The organism is Corallococcus exercitus, from assembly GCF_042231735.1.
Taxonomy (GTDB): domain Bacteria; phylum Myxococcota; class Myxococcia; order Myxococcales; family Myxococcaceae; genus Corallococcus; species Corallococcus exercitus_B.
This window is the reverse complement of the sequence record NZ_CP102577.1, coordinates 1,817,612-1,834,779: the sequence shown is the minus strand read 5'-3', so window position 1 is coordinate 1,834,779 and position 17,168 is coordinate 1,817,612. Positions and strand designations below refer to the sequence as shown.

Annotated in this window: 11 protein-coding genes; 8 read left to right on the top strand and 3 right to left on the bottom strand. The window is 71.4% G+C overall.

The window, feature by feature from the left end; translation table 11 throughout:
* Positions 1-3 precede the first annotated feature (3 nt).
* Positions 4-747, top strand: coding sequence for a phytanoyl-CoA dioxygenase family protein (locus tag NR792_RS06925; RefSeq protein ID WP_375759272.1), 744 nt, complete (start codon positions 4-6; stop codon positions 745-747).
* Between the two features lie 75 nt (positions 748-822).
* Here the strand turns inward: NR792_RS06925 and NR792_RS06920 are convergent, their stop codons facing one another.
* Positions 823-1,581 (bottom strand): hypothetical protein, encoded by a 759-nt coding sequence (locus tag NR792_RS06920; RefSeq protein ID WP_375759271.1) that lies wholly within the window; start codon positions 1,579-1,581, stop codon positions 823-825.
* A 161-nt stretch (positions 1,582-1,742) separates the two neighbouring features.
* The gene (locus NR792_RS06915; protein ID WP_375759270.1) at positions 1,743-4,757 is read right to left on the bottom strand and encodes an error-prone DNA polymerase; all 3,015 of its coding nucleotides are present in this window, start codon (positions 4,755-4,757) and stop codon (positions 1,743-1,745) included.
* Positions 4,758-5,047: 290 nt separating this feature from the next.
* Between NR792_RS06915 and NR792_RS06910 the strand changes: the two genes are divergently transcribed.
* Both NR792_RS06910 and NR792_RS06905 read left to right on the top strand, forming a co-directional pair.
* Positions 5,048-5,350 carry a hypothetical protein gene (locus tag NR792_RS06910; protein ID WP_375759269.1) on the top strand — a complete coding sequence of 101 codons (303 nt, stop codon included), beginning with the start codon at positions 5,048-5,050 and terminating at the stop codon, positions 5,348-5,350.
* Positions 5,351-5,509: 159 nt separating this feature from the next.
* Complete coding sequence (locus NR792_RS06905) at positions 5,510-5,791, top strand: hypothetical protein (protein WP_375759268.1); 282 nt, start codon at positions 5,510-5,512, stop codon at positions 5,789-5,791.
* Here the strand turns inward: NR792_RS06905 and NR792_RS06900 are convergent.
* Positions 5,788-6,630, bottom strand: coding sequence for an alpha/beta fold hydrolase (locus NR792_RS06900; RefSeq protein ID WP_375759267.1), 843 nt, complete (start codon positions 6,628-6,630; stop codon positions 5,788-5,790). The two genes, NR792_RS06905 and NR792_RS06900, sit on opposite strands and share 4 nt — an antisense overlap.
* A 126-nt stretch (positions 6,631-6,756) precedes the next feature.
* Here NR792_RS06900 and NR792_RS06895 point away from each other — a divergent pair, with 126 nt between their 5' ends.
* From NR792_RS06895 to NR792_RS06875, 5 genes are all read left to right on the top strand, one after another.
* Complete coding sequence (locus NR792_RS06895; RefSeq protein WP_375759266.1) at positions 6,757-7,254, top strand: NfeD family protein; 498 nt, start codon at positions 6,757-6,759, stop codon at positions 7,252-7,254.
* Entirely contained in the window at positions 7,245-8,333 is a 1,089-nt protein-coding gene (locus NR792_RS06890) for an SPFH domain-containing protein (RefSeq protein WP_375759265.1), read from the top strand. Before NR792_RS06895 ends, NR792_RS06890 begins: the two co-directional genes overlap by 10 nt.
* A 281-nt stretch (positions 8,334-8,614) precedes the next feature.
* On the top strand, positions 8,615-10,120 hold the full coding sequence (locus NR792_RS06885; protein WP_375759264.1) for an ATP-binding cassette domain-containing protein: 1,506 nt from the start codon (positions 8,615-8,617) through the stop codon (positions 10,118-10,120).
* Positions 10,121-10,280: 160 nt separating this feature from the next.
* Entirely contained in the window at positions 10,281-13,169 is a 2,889-nt protein-coding gene (locus tag NR792_RS06880) for a CARDB domain-containing protein (protein ID WP_375759263.1), read from the top strand.
* Positions 13,170-13,408: 239 nt separating this feature from the next.
* Positions 13,409-17,101 (top strand): CARDB domain-containing protein, encoded by a 3,693-nt coding sequence (locus NR792_RS06875; RefSeq protein WP_375759262.1) that lies wholly within the window; start codon positions 13,409-13,411, stop codon positions 17,099-17,101.
* Positions 17,102-17,168 lie beyond the last annotated feature (67 nt).

Sequence of the window (17,168 nt, the reverse complement as noted above, 5' to 3'; positions counted from 1 at the left end):
GCCATGTCCGTCCTGAGTCCCGAGCAGAGCCAGCGCTTCGCCACCGATGGGTACCTCGTCCTGCCATCCTTCGTGGACAGCGGGACGTGTGAGCGGATGCGGGCCGTCATCCAGGAGCAGCTCGCGTCCGGTGACGGCCCGGTGGAGTACGAGGCCGACGTGGCCTATCCGGGCGCTCCGGCGAGCCTGACGGACGAAGGCGGCCGGACGGTGCGGCGGTTGTTGAGGGCCCACGGGCGCTCTGCCCTGTTCGCGGCGTGGTTCGACGACGCGCGGATGGTGGAGGCGCTGGGGCAGCTGCTGGACGGGCCGGTGGTGCAGGCGCGGGCGCATCACAACTGCGTGATGACGAAGCAGCCGCGCTTCTCGTCGGACACGGGCTGGCACCAGGACGTGAGGTATTGGGCCTTCACGCGGCCGGAGCTGATCTCCACCTGGTTGGCGCTGGGCACGGAGACGCCGGAGAACGGCGGTCTCAAGGTATTGCCCGGCACGCACCGGATGCAGTTCGCGCCGGAGCGCTACGACGCGAAGCTGTTCCTGCGGCCGGAGCTGCCGGAGAACGCGGCGCTCATGGCGGGTGCGCAGTACGTGAGGCTGTCCCCCGGGGACGTGCTGCTCTTCCACGCGCGGCTGTTCCACGCGGCGAGCCGGAACCACACGAAGGACACGAAGTACTCCGTGGTCGCCACGTACCGCAGGACGGACAACCTGCCCGTCCCTGGCTCACGTTCCGCGAGGGATTGAGGACTGTGCTTCAGGCCGAGTGGTGATGCCGCGCTTGGGCAGACAGCGACGACGCGGCATCTGGCCCGGCAGGCTTTACTTCGCGGCCTGCGCGAGGGCGTCTTCCACGTAGCGGATGCCCTTGGCGGTGATGGCCTTGCCCTTCTTGGTGTCCTGGGCGTAGCCGGCGTGCAGGCGCAGGGCCTTGGCGGCGTTGGGGGCGGCGTACGTCACGCCCAGCCCGCTCCAGAAGCGCGACGTCGTTCCGGACGTCACCTCCACGTCCAGCGCCTTCGCCAGGTAGAGCGGGATCAGCGAGCGCAGGAGCTGGTCCTTCTCCTTGCCGGCGGAGACCAGGTCCTTCTGACGCGCGTGGCTGCGCAGCGCACTCTCCAGCACCGACACCGCGTCCTCGCTCGCGGCTCCGGACGCGGCCGCCTTCTTCGCGGCGGGCGCCTTCTTCGCCGCGCTCTTCTTCCTCGCGGGCGCCGCCTTCTTCGCGGCCGGGGCCTTCTTCGCCGCCGCGCTCTTCTTGCCCGCGGCCTTCTTCGCCTTGGGCGCCGTCTTGCGGCGGGCCGCCTGCGCCAGCTCCATGCGGCCCTCGAAGGGGATCTCCACCACCGTCGCGTCCACCTGCCGCTCCGGCATCGCGTTGCGCAGGGACTCCACCACCTCGTGCACGGACGCGCGCGGAGGCTCGGAGTGCACCGGGCGGGAGACACGGGTCGGCGCGGGCTCGCTCACGGGCGGCTTCCCCTGCGCGTAGTACCGCACCCAATCGCTTGCCTCCTCCACCACTTCCGTCAGGCCAACGCGATCGAGCAGCGACCCCAACCACCGAAGACTGTTGCGCACTTGGAGAACCCTCCCGTTCTGATCCACGCTACTACACTCCGGACGGACGCAACCTATATCGCCAGCAATACGGGTTGTTCCATGCCCCCCCGGGTCTCCCCGTCACCCTAACAGCGGCTCACGGGAACAGACGTGCAGATGTAGCGCCGTGTTCCTCCGCTTCACTGACGCACGGACACCACGCTGCGCGTCTTCACGTTCGTCACCTTCCCCGAGCGCTCCAGCATCCCCTCCCCCACGAGGAACAGCGCGCCGTGGATCTCCTGCCTGCACCGCGCGTACACCTCCGAAGGCACCACCAGGTTCGCGATCCCCGTCTCGTCCTCCAGCGAGATGAAGCAGATCCCCTTCGCCGTGGGCGGCATCTGCCGGCAGATCATCATCCCCCCCACCTTCACCCGCCGCCCCGCCGACACCCGCTTCAACCCCTCCGCCGTCACCGCCCCCATCCGCTTCAACGTGGGCCGCAAGAGCTCCAGCGGGTGCTTCTCCAGCGACAGCCCCACCGTGTCGTAGTCCGCCACCACCCGCTCCTGGACGCCCATGGGTGGCAATTCCACCGCCGTGCCGTCCATGGGCATGCCGAAGAACAGGTCGTCCGCGTCCAGCGGCCCCAGCGCCTGGATCTCCCACAGCGCCTGCCTCCGCGCCCCACACAGCGACGCCAGCGCGCCCGACAGCGCCAGCCGCGTCAGCTCATGCCGGGGGATGCGCGCCCGCCGCGCCAGGTCTCCCACGCTCGCGTAGTCCCCCCGCCTCGCGGCCTCCACCGCCCGGCCCGAGGACTCGCCCAGCCCCCGCACCATCCGCAAGCCCAGCCGCACCGCCCCGTCCTCCAGGGTGCAGTCCCAGTTCGAGCGGCGCACGTCCACCGGCCGCACCTCCACGCCGTGCCGCTGCACGTCCGCCACCAGCGTGTGCGGCGCGTAGAAGCCCATGGGCTGCGAGTTGAGCAGCGCCGCGGTGAAGGCCGCCGGGTAGTGGCACTTCAGCCAGCTGGACGCATAGGCAATCAACGCGAAGCTCGCGGAGTGGCTCTCCGGGAAGCCGTAGTGCGCGAACCCCCGGAAGTGGTCGAACCACTCCTCCGCCTGCTTGCGCGAGTAGCCACGCGCCTCGCAGCCCTCCACGAAGCGGCCCCGGTACGGGAGGATCCGCTCCTCCGCATGCTTGTGGCTCAGCGCCCGCCGCAGGCCGTCCGCCTCCCCCGCGCTGAAGCCCGCCGCCACCATCGCGAGCCGCATCGCCTGCTCCTGGAAGAGCGGGACGCCCAGCGTCTTCTGGAGGATGCCGCGCACGTCCTCGCTCGGGTACGTCACCGGCTCCTGGCCGTGCCGCCGGCGCAGGTAGGGGTGCACCATGTTGCCCACGATGGGCCCCGGCCGGATGAGGGCGATCTGCACCACCAGGTCGTAGAACTCCCGGGGCCGCAGCCGGGGCAGCATGTTCATCTGCGCGCGGCTCTCGATCTGGAACACGCCCACCGTGTCCGCCTCGCACAGCATGTCGTAGACCCTGGGGTCCTCCGGCGGCACCGTGGCCAGGGACAGCTCGCGGCCGTAGTGCTGGTGGATCAACGCGAAGCACCGCGACAGCGCCGTCAACATGCCCAGCGCCAGCAGGTCCACCTTCAGGAGCCCCACCGCGTTGATGTCGTCCTTCTCCCACTGGATGACCGTGCGCCCGGGCATCGCCGCGTTCTCCACCGGCACCAGGTCCACCAGCGGCTCGCGCGTCATCACGAAGCCGCCCACGTGGATGGACAGGTGCCGGGGCACGCCCTCCAGCTCCTTCGCCACCGACAGCGTCCGCAGCACGCGCCCGTCCGTCGGGGACAGCCCCGCCTCCTGGAGCACGTCCGGCGTCACCTGGAAGCCGTGCGATGACGCGACCCGCGACAGCCGGTCCACCTGATCCAACGACAACCCCAGCGTCTTGCCCGCCTCGCGCAGCGCGAGCCGCCCCCGGTAGCAGATGACCTCGCACACCATGCCCGCGTGGCGCCGGCCGTGCTTCTCGTAGACGTACTGGAGCACCTCCTCGCGCCGCTCGTGCTCGAAGTCCACGTCGATGTCCGGCGGCTCCTTGCGCTCCATGCTGAGGAAGCGCTCGAACAAGAGCCCCATGCGCACCGGATCAATGGCGGTGATGCCCAGCGCGTAGCAGACCGCCGAGTTCGCCGCGCTGCCCCGCCCCTGGCACAGGATGCCCCGCCCCCGCGCGAACATCACGATGTCCCAGAGCGACAGGAAGTACCCCGCGAAGTCCAGCGCCGCGATGAGCCGCAGCTCGTGGTCGATCTGCTTCGTCACCTCCGGCGGCACGCCCCCCGGATAGCGCGTGCGCAGGCCCGCCTCCGTGAGCACCCGCAGGTGTTCGTCCGCCGTGCGTCCTTCCGGCAGGTCCTCCTCCGGGAAGCGGTAGTGCAGCGCGTCCAGGGTGGCCTCGCAGCGCGACGCCAGCTCCACCGTGCGCGCCAGCGCCTCCGGCCGGTCCGCGAACAGCCGCGCCATGTCCCCGGGGGACTTCAGCGTCCGCTCCGCGTTCGGGAACAGCCGCGTGCCCGCCTGATCCACCGGCACCCCGTGGCGGATGGACGTGAGCACGTCCTGCAAGGGCTGCCGGTCCCGGTGGTGCGTGTGCACGTCGTTGTGCACCACCAGCGGCACGCCCAGCGCGCGGGCCAGGGCCTCCGCTCGCGCCTCCCGCGCCGCGTCCCCCGCCGACAGGGAACGGCTCAGGCCCACGTGGAAGCCGCCGGGAAACGCCTCCGCCAGCGGGGCCACCGCCTCCAGCGGCGCGGGGCCCGGCAACAGCGCGAGCAGCCCCGACGCGTGCTCCGCCACCTTGCGCCAGGGCAGGCCCGCCTCACCCTTGGGGTGTGTCATCCGGCCGTGGGACACCAGCCGGCACAGGTTGGCGTACCCGCCCGCGTCCTTCGCGTACACGACCACCGGGGGGCCGTCCTCCAGCGTCAGCTCGGCGCCCAGGAGCAGCTTCACGCCGTGCTCCTTCGCCGCGAGGTGCGCCTTCACGACCCCGTAGAGCCCGTCCCGATCCGTCAGCGCCAGCGCGGACAGCCCCAGCCGCGCCGCGGTGGCCACCAGCTCCTCCGGGTGGGAGGCGCCGTGCAGGAAGGAGAAGTGGGACCGGCACACCAGCTCGGCGTAGCTCACGCCGGATCAAGATACTGAGCGGGCGTTCAGGCGCTAGATTGGATCGACGTTCAGCGAGAGGGCGACTTCATGGGTTGTTCCAGCTGCGCGGAGTGAAGACAAACACGTCCTCCCAGCGCCACGGACTTGAGTTGTCATTCATTCGGATCGCCGCGTGGAGCGGTGTCCCCACCGACTCCAGGATTGGGGTTTGATCAGTCATTGGATTCCGGGCGAGCATGCGCCGGGCTGTCCTCGTCGTCCGGACAGCCTTTGAGCCGCAGTGGTGCCACTCCAACCCGAGAGACGTCATGAACCTGCTCCGCCGCTCCCTGCTCCTGATCCCCGCCCTGCTCCTCGCGCCGCTGTCCGCCAGCGCGGCGGCTCCCTATTACCCGTACTGTGAATACAAGTGCACCGGCCAGACGGAGTGCAACACCCCGTGCTGGGACTTCGACAGGAGCATCATCACGTGCGGAGAGGCCGGCTACTGCAACGGCCTGATGGCGAAGCCGTCCGAGCCGCAGTCCTCCGTGCAGCCCGCGCCCGCCCAGCTCGAGACCGATGACGCGGAGCTCGTCTGCCGCGCTCCCGTCGAGCAGGTCCAGGGCTGATCACCCATCGCGGTCACTCATTCCTGGAGCGGTGTCTTCACCGACTCCAGGAATGAGGTTTTGATCTGTCATTGGGTTCCAGGAGAACATGCGCCCGGCGGTCCCTGTGTCCGGACCGCCTTCGAGCCGCAGTGGTGCTACTCGCTCCCGAGGTCCATCATGAACCTGCTCCGCCGCTCCCTGCTCCTGGCCCCCGCCCTCCTCCTCACGCCGCTGTCCGCCAGCGCGCGGCCGCCGGACTGCACCAACGCCTGGTGTGAAACGCAGCAGTGCGCCACCCTCTGTCTGGAGGCCGGCCACATCATCACCTGCGGTGACTACGGCGTCTGCGTTGGCGCCTCGCCGGTCGCCCCGTCCGAGCCGCAGGCCTCCGTGCAGTCCTCGCAGGCCGATGCGGACGCGTCCGAGGCCGTCTGCCGCGAGCCCGAGGCCCGGGGCTAACCCACCGCCAGCACCTCTTCCTGGAGCGAGGTGCGCTCCACCTCCTCCAGGAAGTCTCCCAGCGCGACGTTGACCGCCTGGGGCTGTTCCAGGATGCACATGTGCCCGCCGCAGGGCAGCCGCTTGAGCCGCGCGCCCCGGATGCGCTGGTGCAGCCGCTCCGCCACCTCCGGCACCGTCACCGCGTCCTCGTCCCCCACCAGCACCAGCGTGGGCGTCACGATGCGGTGCAGCTCCCCCTCCACGCTGTGGCGGTGGATGACCCCCTGCATCGCGCGCCACACCGCGCGCGGGTTCGCCACCAGCTGCCGGCGCAACAACGCCCGCTCCGCGGCCCGCTCCGGATCGCGCATGAACGTGCGCCCGAAGTAGAGCGACATGATCCGGTCCACCACCGGCCTCAACCCCAGCCAGTGCGTGAGCGTCGTCAGCAGCCGGTAGCGCGCCAGCGTCAGCGGCAGCTCCGCCGCGGCGGACGAGTCCAGCAGCGACAGCGAGCGCAAGAGCTCCGGGTGCCGCGCGGCCACCCGCAGGCCCACGAAGCCCCCCATGGACTGGCCCACGAAGTGACAGGGCGCCAGGCCGAGAGCCTGGATGACCGCCACCGCGTCCTCGTACACCGTGCGCAGGTCGATGACCGAGTCACCAGGCGGGGCCTCGCTCAGTCCCTGGCCCCGGTGGTCGTACACGATGCAGCGGTAGTGGCCCCTCAGGGCCTCCACCTGCCGGTGGAACAGGCGGGAGTCCCAGAGCAGCCCGTGGCTGAAGAGGATCGGCTCTCCGCTCCCCCCGGTGTCCTCGTAGTACAGTCGAGCACCACGGATGGACAGGTATGGCATCGGCTTTTCCCCTGGCTCTGGCCCCCTTAGGGCCCTGCCCGGAACCCACCCTCCTTCCGGATTGATTCCGGATGCCCGGCCGGCCGGTTTGACAGGCGGCCGAAGCGGCTGCCAAACAAGGACCCCATGGACCCCACCGCCTGGCAGCTCTGGTTGATTGCCGCGATCGTCCTGGGGGCGATGGAGATCAAGCTCTCCGGCTTCGTGACGCTCTGGTTCGCCGTGGGCGCGCTGATGGCGTCCCTGATGGCCGGGGCGGGCCTGGGCCTCAACAGCCAGCTCTTCGTCTTCACCCTGGTGTCCGCCGCCCTGTTCGGCGCGTCCCGCACCCTCTTCAAGAGCGTTTTCATGCGGGACGCCGTGCACTTGAAGACGGGCGCGGAGGCGATGCTCGGCCAGGAGGCCGTGGTGACGGAGGCGCTGGCGGAGGGGCACGGGGGCATCGTGCGCATCAACGGCGAGCTGTGGATGGCCCGCTCCCTGTCCGGGCCCCTGCCCGAGGGCGAGCGCGTCACCGTGGAGCAGATTGAAGGCCTCAAGTTGTGGGTGCGACGCCCGTCGGCGTCCCACGAAGTCGCGCTGCAACCGGCGCGGCAGAAGAAGGAGAACGTAGGATGGGACTGACCATTGTTCTGCTGTTCCTGGCCGCCGCCGTCGTGTTCGCGATGGTCACCGGGGTGCGCATCGTTCCCCAGGCCAAGGTGATGGTCGTGGAGCGGCTGGGGAAGTTCCACCGCGTGGCCTCCAGCGGCCTCAACATCCTCATCCCCTTCATGGACAGCCCGCGCGCCATGGAGATGCGCGCCGGCAACCGCTTCACGCGCAACACGCTGGTGGACCTGCGCGAGCAGGTCATGGGCTTCGAGACCGTCCAGGTCATCACCCATGACAACGTCAACATGGAGGTCGGCTCGGTCATCTACTACCAGATCGTCGACCCCAGCCGGGCGCTCTACCAGGTGGAGAACCTGGCGCTCGCCATCGAGCAGCTCACCATGACGAACCTGCGCAACGTCATGGGCGGCCTCACGCTGGATCAGACGCTCACCAGCCGCGAGACGGTCAACACCAAGCTGCGCATGGTGCTGGACGAGGCCACGGAGAAGTGGGGCGTGAAGGTGACGCGCGTGGAGCTGCGCGAGATTGAGCCGCCCCAGGCCATCAAGTCCGCCATGGCCAAGCAGATGACCGCCGAGCGCGAGCGCCGCGCGGAGGTCACCAAGGCGGAGGGCGACAAGGCCGCCGCCATCCTCCAGGCGGAAGGCGAGAAGATCTCCCGCATCCTGCGCGCGGAGGCCGAGCGCGACGCGGAGATCGCCCGCGCGGAGGGCCACAAGCGCGCCGTCATGCTGGAGGCCGAGGGCAAGGCCGAGGCCACCCGCCTCACCTTCGAGGCCATCCACACCGGCCGCGCCACGCCGGAGGTGCTCGCGCTGCGCTACCTGGAGACCCTCCAGGAGCTGGGCAAGGGCGACAACAAGATGTTCGTCCCCTACGAGGCCACCACCGCGCTGGGCTCCATCGCCATGCTCAAGGAGGTCTTCGCCAACGAGGCCCCGGCCGCCGCGCCGGAAGCGCCCCGGCTCCCCGCCCGCGCGCCGTCCGCCGCCGCGATGAGCGCCCAGGCCCTGGCCCGCAACGCCGCCGCGAACGCCACCCTCCCGGCCACCCGCCGGGTGCAGCCGCCGCCGTCGGACGAGTAGCCCGCCTCCCTTTCGGGGGAATCGTTGTCAGGGCACCGACGTTGTCCCGTCGGTGCCCGTGTCACGGCGCGCGCCGGGCCTTGCTTCCGCCCGGGCCGCGCCGCATGCTCCACCTGTCGCACCGGCTGTCCACGCGGGGAGATGTCAGAGGTCTTCCCCTGAACGAGGTTCGCTGCCCCTTGAAGCTGTACGCCTGAAACCCCGGTCCCTGGCTGTACCCCGCCGCCACGCGGCCCTGACGGGCGTGTGCGCTGGCTTCCGGTTTCAGGAGTCGCTTCACCATGCCCTCGTCCTCCTCCGTGCGCGCGCACCGCGTCTGCTTTTCCTTTACCGATGCCGTTCCCGTCCTCACCGACGTGGAGTTCCACCTCGCTCCAGGCTGGACGGGCCTCGTCGGCCCCAACGGCGCCGGCAAGTCCACCCTCCTGCGCCTGTTGTCCGGGGAGCTGACGCCCACGTCGGGGCAGCTCCAGTTCGAGCCGGAGTCGCCGCTCGTGTGCCTGTGTCCGCAGGGCGTGGAGGTGCTCACGCCCGACATCACCGCGTTCGCGGACGCCTGGGACGCGCTGGCGCGCAGGCTCCAGGGCCAGCTGGGCCTGGACGTCACCGCGCTGGAGCGCTGGTCCACGCTGTCCCCGGGAGAGCGCAAGCGCTGGCAGGTGGGCGCGGCGCTCGCCCGCGAGCCGGACGTGCTGCTGCTGGATGAGCCCACCAACCACCTGGACGCGGAGGCACGTACGTGGCTGGTGGCCGCGCTGCGCCGCTTCCGGGGCGTGGGCGTCGTCGTGTCCCACGACCGGGAGCTGCTGGAGACGCTCACCCAGGCCACGCTGCGCGTGCACGGCGGCGAGGCGCACCTGTACCCCGGCGCCTACTCCGCCGCGAAGGGCCACTGGGAGGCGGAGCGCGAGTCCGAGGTCGCCGCCCACCAGCAGTCCAAGGCGGAGCGGGACCGGGCCGCGCAGCTGTTGGACCGGGCCCGGCGCGAGCACCAGGGCGCCACCCTGTCGCGCAGCACCAGCCGGCGGATGCGCAACAAGTACGACAGCGACGCGCGCGGCCTGGGCCCCTCCACACTCGCGAGCTGGGCCGAGTCCCGGCTGGGCCACCAGGTCACCGTGAAGCGCCGGGAGCTGGAGCGCGCCGAGGCCGCGGTGGGCACCTTCACCGTGGACAAGACGGTGGGCCGCTCCGTGTTCGTGGACTACGTGCGCTCCCCCAACCCGTTCCTCTTCACGTTCGACACGCCGGGCCTGAAGGCCGGCGACGTGGAGGTGCTGGGCCCCACGCGCCTGGATGTGGACCGCGAGGCGCGCATCCGCATCGAGGGCCCCAACGGCGCCGGCAAGACGACGCTCCTGAAGGCCCTGCTGGAGCAGCCCCGCGTGCCCCGCGAGAAGCTCCTGTACCTGCCGCAGGACCTGGGCGAGGAGGAGACGCGCGCCATGCTGCACGCGGTGCGGGAGCTGCCTCCGGAGGAGCGCGGCCGGGTGATGTCCCTGGTGGCCGCGCTGGGCGTGGACCCGCACCGGCTGCTCGCGTCCGGACAGCCGTCGCCGGGCGAGGCGCGCAAGCTGGCCATCGCGCGCGGCCTGGGCCAGCACGCCTGGGCCCTGGTGCTGGACGAGCCCACCAACCACCTGGACCTGCCGTCCATCGAGCGGCTGGAGGCGGCGCTGCGCGACTACCCGGGCGCGCTGCTGCTCGTCACCCACGACGCGCCCTTCGCCCGCGCGTGCACCACCACGCGGTGGCTGGTCGCGAACGGACGCGTGGAGGTGGAGTGAATCACCGGGCCCCAGGGGCGGACTCAAGACAGAGTCTGTTGGGGAGGGGCTGATACATGTTTTCCCTGCCAGGGTTCCGCTCCTAGAAGAGAGGTGCGGGCCCGGTGGATGTCACACCGGGCCTGTATCGTCTCCTTCTCACCCCACCCCAGGAGTCCGTATGTCTCGGCGTACGCCGCCATGGCGGCATTCGTGTCTCTTCATCACGGGGGCGCTCGCGCTCACCGGTTGCACGGACGGCTCCGTGCAGGAGGAAGCGCCCGCGCTCCAGCAGCAGGCCGGCGCGCTCGTGCCCGGGCCGGACCTGCGCATCACGGAGCTGCAGGCCCCGGGCAGCGCGAAGCCGGGACAGTCCGTCCCCGTCACCGTGAAGGTCTGCAACACCGGCGACCAGCCCGTGTACTCCACCACGATGCTCCAGGTGTACCTGTCCACCACGCCCACGCAGGTGCCCTGGACGGGGACGGGGCCGCAGCCCGCCGGCCAGCTCATCCAGGGTCAGACGACCGTGGGCACCGTGTACCCGGGCCAGTGCCTCCCCCGTTCGCTGAACATCCAGGTCACCCCTCCCGGGGGCTTCACGGGCAGCGGCGCCTACTACCTGGGGGCCAGCATCGACACGCAGCAGGTGGTGCCGGAGTCGGATGAGACCAACAACGGCTTCGTGAAGGGCCTGATGGGCGTGGGCAACCGGCTGGACCTGGTGGTCACCCGGGTGGACGCGCCGCCCAGCCTGGCGCTGGGGCAGACCTTCAGCGCCTCCGCGACGGTGTGCAACGTGGGCACGGAGTCCGGCCCCGGCGGCACCGTGCAGCTGTACCTCTCCACGGTGGACGGGTTGACGGTACCGCCGCAGTCCGGCCCGCCCCCCACCACGCAGTCCCTGCTGGGCAGCGCGCCCGTGAGCAGCCTGGCGGTGGGCCAGTGCCGCACGGTTCCGGTCAACGGCTACGGCGTGCCGCCTCCCGCCTCGACGCCGACCACGCCGCTGTACCTGGGCGCCCTCGCGGACGGAGGGAAGAGCGTGGCGGAGCTGCGCGAGGACAACAACACGTTCATGCAGGGCCGGGTGGGCGTGGGCAACGGGCCGGACCTGACCGTCCGCGCCGTGACGGGGCCCGCGAGCGTGCGGCAGGGAGACCCGCTCCAGGCGAAGGTGACGGTGTGCAACACGGGCATCGCGGCCTCCATCCAGGCCGACGTGATGGTGCTCCTCTCGTCGGTGCCTTCGCTGGCGGCGCCGGGGCCGGGCCCCCGCCCCATCACGGAGACGCCGGTGGGGAACTTCAGCGTCCCCCCGCTGGCGAGCGGCCAGTGCACCACCGGCACGGCGCAGGGCCCCGCCAACCGCCCGTTCTCGGGCACCCCGGAGCAGCCCCTGTACCTGGGCGCCATCGTGGACCTGCCGAACCAGCTGATGGAGCTGCGGGAGGACAACAACACCCGCGCGGACACGCTCGTGGGCGTGGGGACGCGGCCCGATCTGATCGTCGCCTCGCTGGAGGCCCCCACCCACGCGCCTCCCTATGGGCCGTTCGCGGTGTCCGCGAAGGTCTGCAACGTGGGCACGGTGCGGTCCTCCGACGTGCCCGTGGAGGTGTACATCACGAATGAGCCCTCGCTGAGCATCCCGGCGGGCCCGCCGTCCATGTCCGCCCTGATGATGGGCATGGCCCAGGTGCCACCGCTGGAGCCGCGCGAGTGCGTCACCCGCCTGGTGAACGGCGGCGCTGGCGTGCCGCCCGGGACGCCCATGCCGAACCCGACGCTGTACGTGGGCGCCATCGTGGATCCGCGGGTGTCGCTCCTGGAGCTGCGCGAGGACAACAACGTGTCCGCCCTGTCCCGCATCGGCCTGGGGTCCGGCCCGGACCTCGTCGTGCACACGCTGAAGCCGCCCCCGAGCATCAAGCCCGGCAGCTCGTTCTGGACGGACGTGAAGGTCTGCAACGAAGGCGACCAGCTCGCGCCGCAGTCGACGGTGGGCCTCTTCCTGTCCACCACGGCCACGGTGGTGCCGCCCTCCCAGACCCCGCCGCCGTCGTCCCAGGTGCAGGTGGGCACGGTGGAGGTGTCGTCGCTCCCGCCGGGCGCCTGCGCGCTGTACCCGAAGACGGTGTACGCCGTCCCCCCGCCGGAGGCCATGCCGCTGCAGCCGCTGTACCTGGCGGCCCTGGCGGACGTGAACCAGCAGCAGGTGGAGGTGCGCGAGGACAACAACCCGCGCGTCGCCGGCCCCATCACCGTGGGCCATGGCCCGGACCTGATGGTGACGGGCGTCACCGGCCCCGACAGCGCCATCCCCGGCGGTCCCCTCACCCTCAACGTCTCGGTCTGCAACGAGGGGACCGAGCCAGCGGGGCCCTCGCAGGTGGTGGGCGTCCTGTCCCAGGAGGAGACGCTGTCCACGTCGTTCCCGCCTCCGCCGTATGCGGAGTCCCTCGTCGGGGGCGCGTCCATCCCTCCGCTCGCCCCGGGACAGTGCGTGACGACGCCCGTGAGCGGCCCCGCGACCCTCGCGCCCAGCGCGGACCCCGGCACGCTCCGCTTCCTGGGAGCCCGGGTGGATCCCTCCAACCAGCTGATGGAGCTGCGCGAGGACAACAACACCCGCGTGACGTCGCGGATCGCCGTGGCCCATGGCCCGGACCTGGTGGTGCGCTCGGTGGCGGCGCCCACGGGCATGCCGCAGTACAGCTACTTCACCGCGCAGGTACAGGTCTGCAACGAGGGCAACGCGTCCATGTACGGCGGCTCCGTACCGCTGGACCTGGTCCTCTCCACGGAGACGTCCCTCTACACGCCGGGCCAGGGCCAGCCTCCGTACACCCAGGTCCAGAGCCCCGTGGGCGGCGTCATGGTGTCCTCGCTGGCCGTGGGCCAGTGCACCACGCTGCCGGTGCAGGGCTTCGTGGCCCGGCCCCCGGCGGCCATGACCGGACAGCTGCTCTACCTGGGGGCCCTCGTCGACGCGCCGAACGCGCTGCTGGAGGTCCGTGAGGACAACAACGCGCTGATGGTGGCCACGCCCATCAGCCAGGCGCAGTAGGCCTCCCGCATGGAATTTCCGTTTTCTTGATTTGTGATTGCCGGCCGGGATGCACCCACACCCGGCCGGCGATTGTCTTTCATGTCTGGAGATTCCACGCGAGGGGTTTGAATTTCACCGGCTTCGCGCCGTTGAGGGATTCCTTTGGATGTCTCCTCGACGTTGAACCGGGCCCGGCGGCCAGCGCGCCTGGGGACGTTGAACCTCACCCAAATCAGGAGAAGCACATGTCACGGCTCATGCCGACATGGAGACACGCGTGTCTGCTCATCGCGGGCACGCTCGTCGTTACCGGCTGCGGAAGTGAAGGCGCGTCGTCCGGCGCGGTTTCCGTCCAAAGCCAAGGCCGCGCGTTGGCGCAGGGCTCGGATCTGATCATCACCGAGCTGCGCGCGCCCGACGCCGTCCGCGACGGGGCGCCGTTCTCCGTCACCGCGACGGTCTGCAACACGGGCGCGCAGCCCGCATACCCCCAGCAGGGGCCCAACCTCCTGCAGCTGTACCTGTCCACCACCTCCACGCAGGAGGTGCCCATGCCCGGAGCACCTCCCTTGCCGCAGCAGATGACCGTGGGCGAGCTGGACGTGGGGCTGGTGGACGCCCAGCAGTGCGTCACGCGCACCTTCAACGCGTACCCGATGGCCCCCCCAGGAGGAACGCTTCCCGGCGCCTACTACCTGGGCGCCAGCATCGACACCCGGCAGTCGGTGCCGGAGTCGGTGGAGACGAACAACGGCTTCGTCCGCGGCCTGATGGGCCTGGGCCAGGCTCCCGACCTCGTGGTCACCGAGGTGAAGACGCCGCCGGACGTGCGGCAGGACGCGTCCTTCATCGCGGACGTGCGCGTCTGCAACACGGGGACGGCCTCCTCGCCCCCGACGCAGGCCGCGGTCGTCCTCTCCTCGCAGGCCACCCTGGACGCGCCCGCGCCCGGAACGACGCCGCCCACGCAGGCGCGGGTAGGCGAGGCGCAGGTGCCGGCGCTCGACGCGGGCCGGTGCGTCCTGGTCCGCACGCAGGCCTCCGCCCAGCTGCCCTCCGTCCCCCTCCCGCCCGGACAGCCGCTGTACGTGGGCGCCATCGTGGACCCCTCCGCGTCCACCGCGGAGCTGCGCGAGGACAACAACACGCGCGTCGCGGGACGGCTGGGCGTGGGTGACGGCCCCGACCTGGTCGTCACCGACGTGACGGGCCCCGCCACCTTCCCGCAGGGCGCCGCGGTGCCCGTGTCCGTGACGGTGTGCAACGTGGGCACGGCCCGGGCTCCGGAGGTGCGCGCGGATGCGCTCCTGTCCACCCTGCCCTCGCTGACGCCGTCGCCGCAGACCCCGGACCCGGCGACCGAAATCCCCCTCGCCCACTTCGACGCGCCGGAGCTGGACGCCGGACGGTGCGTCACGCTGTCCGCGCAGGGCAACGCGATCGCGCCCACCTCCTGGCAGCCCAATACGCCGCTGTCCCTGGGCGCGCGCGTGGAGCAGCCTCGGTTCGTCCCGGAGCTGCGGACGGACAACAACACCTTCGTGAAGGGCCTGGTGGGCCTGGGCAACGGCGCCGACCTGGTGGTCCGGTCGCTGAAGGCGCCGGCCAACGTCGCGCCGGGGCTGCGCTTCCCCGTGGAGGCGACGGTCTGCAACGTGGGCACGGCGCCCCAGGGCGGCTCCGCCCGCCTGCAGCTGTCCCTCTCCACGGAGCGCGCGGTGGTCTTCCCGGCACAGCCCGCGCCGTCCAACTCGCGCACCCAGGTCCCCGTGGCGGACGTGGACGTGCCGTTCCTCTCCGCCGGCCAGTGCAAGGCGGTGACGGTGGAGGCCTTCGCCAACCAGCCCCAGGAGGCGCAGCCGCGCCAGCCCCTGTACCTGGGCGCGACCATCGACTCGAACCGGAGCGTCGCGGAGCTGCGTGAGGACAACAACACCTTCACCCAGGGCCTGGTGGGCCTGGGCTTCGACGCGGACCTCGTCGTCACCGACGTGAAGGCGCCCGCGAACCTGCGCGACGGCCAGCCCTTCACCGCGAGCTACACGGTCTGCAACGTGGGCCTCAGCCCCGTGTCCTCCCACGCGGTGGCGCTGTACCTCTCCGTGGACGCGGCGCCGCCCTCGCTGAACCCCGCGCAGCCCGGCAGCGCCATTCCCGGGTACGCGTTCCAGGGCCGTTCCATCACGAACACGGCGCTGACGCCGGGCCAGTGCTCCACGCGGAGCGCGACGTTCAACGCCCTGCGCCCGATGGAGCTGGGGCCCCTGCCCCTGTCCTCCACGCTGAACCTGAGCGCGGTGGTGGACAACCCGTCGGACCTGCGCCTGGACAACAACGGCTTCGCCGCGGGCCCCGTGGGCCTGGGCAACGGGCCGGACCTCGTCGTCACCGAGCTGCAGGGCCCCACCAGCGTGCGGCCTGGAGCGTCGTTCACCAGCAACGTGCGCGTCTGCAACGTGGGCACGCAGCCGAGCGGCACGTCCTCGCAGGTGGCCGTCTACCTGGGCACGGGCAACACCCTGCCGGCGCCCACCGCGCAGAGCGGCTCGCAGTCGAACGATGGCACCGTGTCGCTCGTGGGCACCTTGAGCGTGCCGGCGCTGGGTACAGGGGCCTGCATCACGCAGAGCCTCACCGGAATGGCGATGCCTCCGCAGCGGGCCCTGCCGCAACAGCCGCTGTTCCTGGGCGCCGTCGTCGACCCGATGGCGACCCTGCCGGAGCTGCGTGAGGACAACAACACGTTCGTCGCGGGCCTGATGGGCGTGGGCCAGGCCCCGGACCTGGTGGTCACCTCGCTGACGTTCCCGGACACCGTCGCGCCGATGGTGCCGTTCACCGCCACCGCGCGCCTCTGCAACGCGGGCACCGAAGGCTCGTACATGCTCCCGGTGATGTTCGTCGTGTCCCCGGAGGCGGACTGGACGCTGCCGCCGCAGGGCTCGCCGGGGGCCTCGTTCCCCGCGCCGAACCAGTACCTCGCGGGCCCGCTGGACGCGCCGCCGCTCCAGGCCGGCCAGTGCCAGGACCTGCCGGTGACGCTGCGCGCGGACCGCCCCTGGAGCGTGGCCCCGGACGCGCCGCTGTACCTGAGCGCCGTCGTGGATCCGTTCCAGGGCCAGATGGACCTGCGCCGTGACAACAACGTCTCCCCGGGGCGCCGGCTGGGCATTGGCACCGGGCCGGACCTGGTCATCACGTCGGTGACGGGGCCCGCGAGCGCGCAGCCCGGTCCGCTGGAGCTGGGCGTCACCGTCTGCAACCCGGGCAACCAGTCCACGACGAGCGGGCCGTGGGTGAACGCGTACCTGCTGACGCAGCCCACGCTGTCGCAGCCGGCCCCGAACACGCCCATCCCGCCGGAGAACCTGCTGGGGGAGATCGCCCTTCCGTCCCTGGAGGCGCATGCCTGCGTCACGTTGACGGTGAACGCGTTCATCTCCGGCGCTGGCGTCGGGCCCGTGGGCACCCAGACGTTCTACCTGGGCGCCGGCGTGGATCGCCTCCAGCAGGTGACGGAGGTGCGCGAGGACAACAACACGTTCGTCGGTCCGCGCATCGGCGTGGGGCTGGCTCCGGACGTCGTCATCACCGCCGTGGGCGGGCCGGCCCAGGTCCAGCCGTGGGCGCAGCTGCAGGTGCCCGTCACCGTCTGCAACCAGGGCACGGTGCCCGCGCAGTCCCATGGGGTGGAGCTGCTCCTCTCCACGCTGGCCACGCTGCCGGAGTCCGCCGTCCAGGGGGACCCCGTCGAGTCGAACACCCTGTCGCGGCTGGCCGTGTTGCAGGTCCCGCAGCTGGACGTGGCGGAGTGCACCACCGTGGAGGGCACCGTCACCGCCACCCCGCCGCAGGCGGCGCAGCCAGGAGCGCCCCTCTACCTGGGTGCGGTCGCGCGGCTGAACGCCCCGGAGCTGCGCAAGGACAACAACGGCCTGATGCGCCCGTAAGCACCACGCCGTAGCCGCGCCACGGTAGCGCGTCTCATCTGGAGTTCGCCGGCCGGGCTGCCCGCCT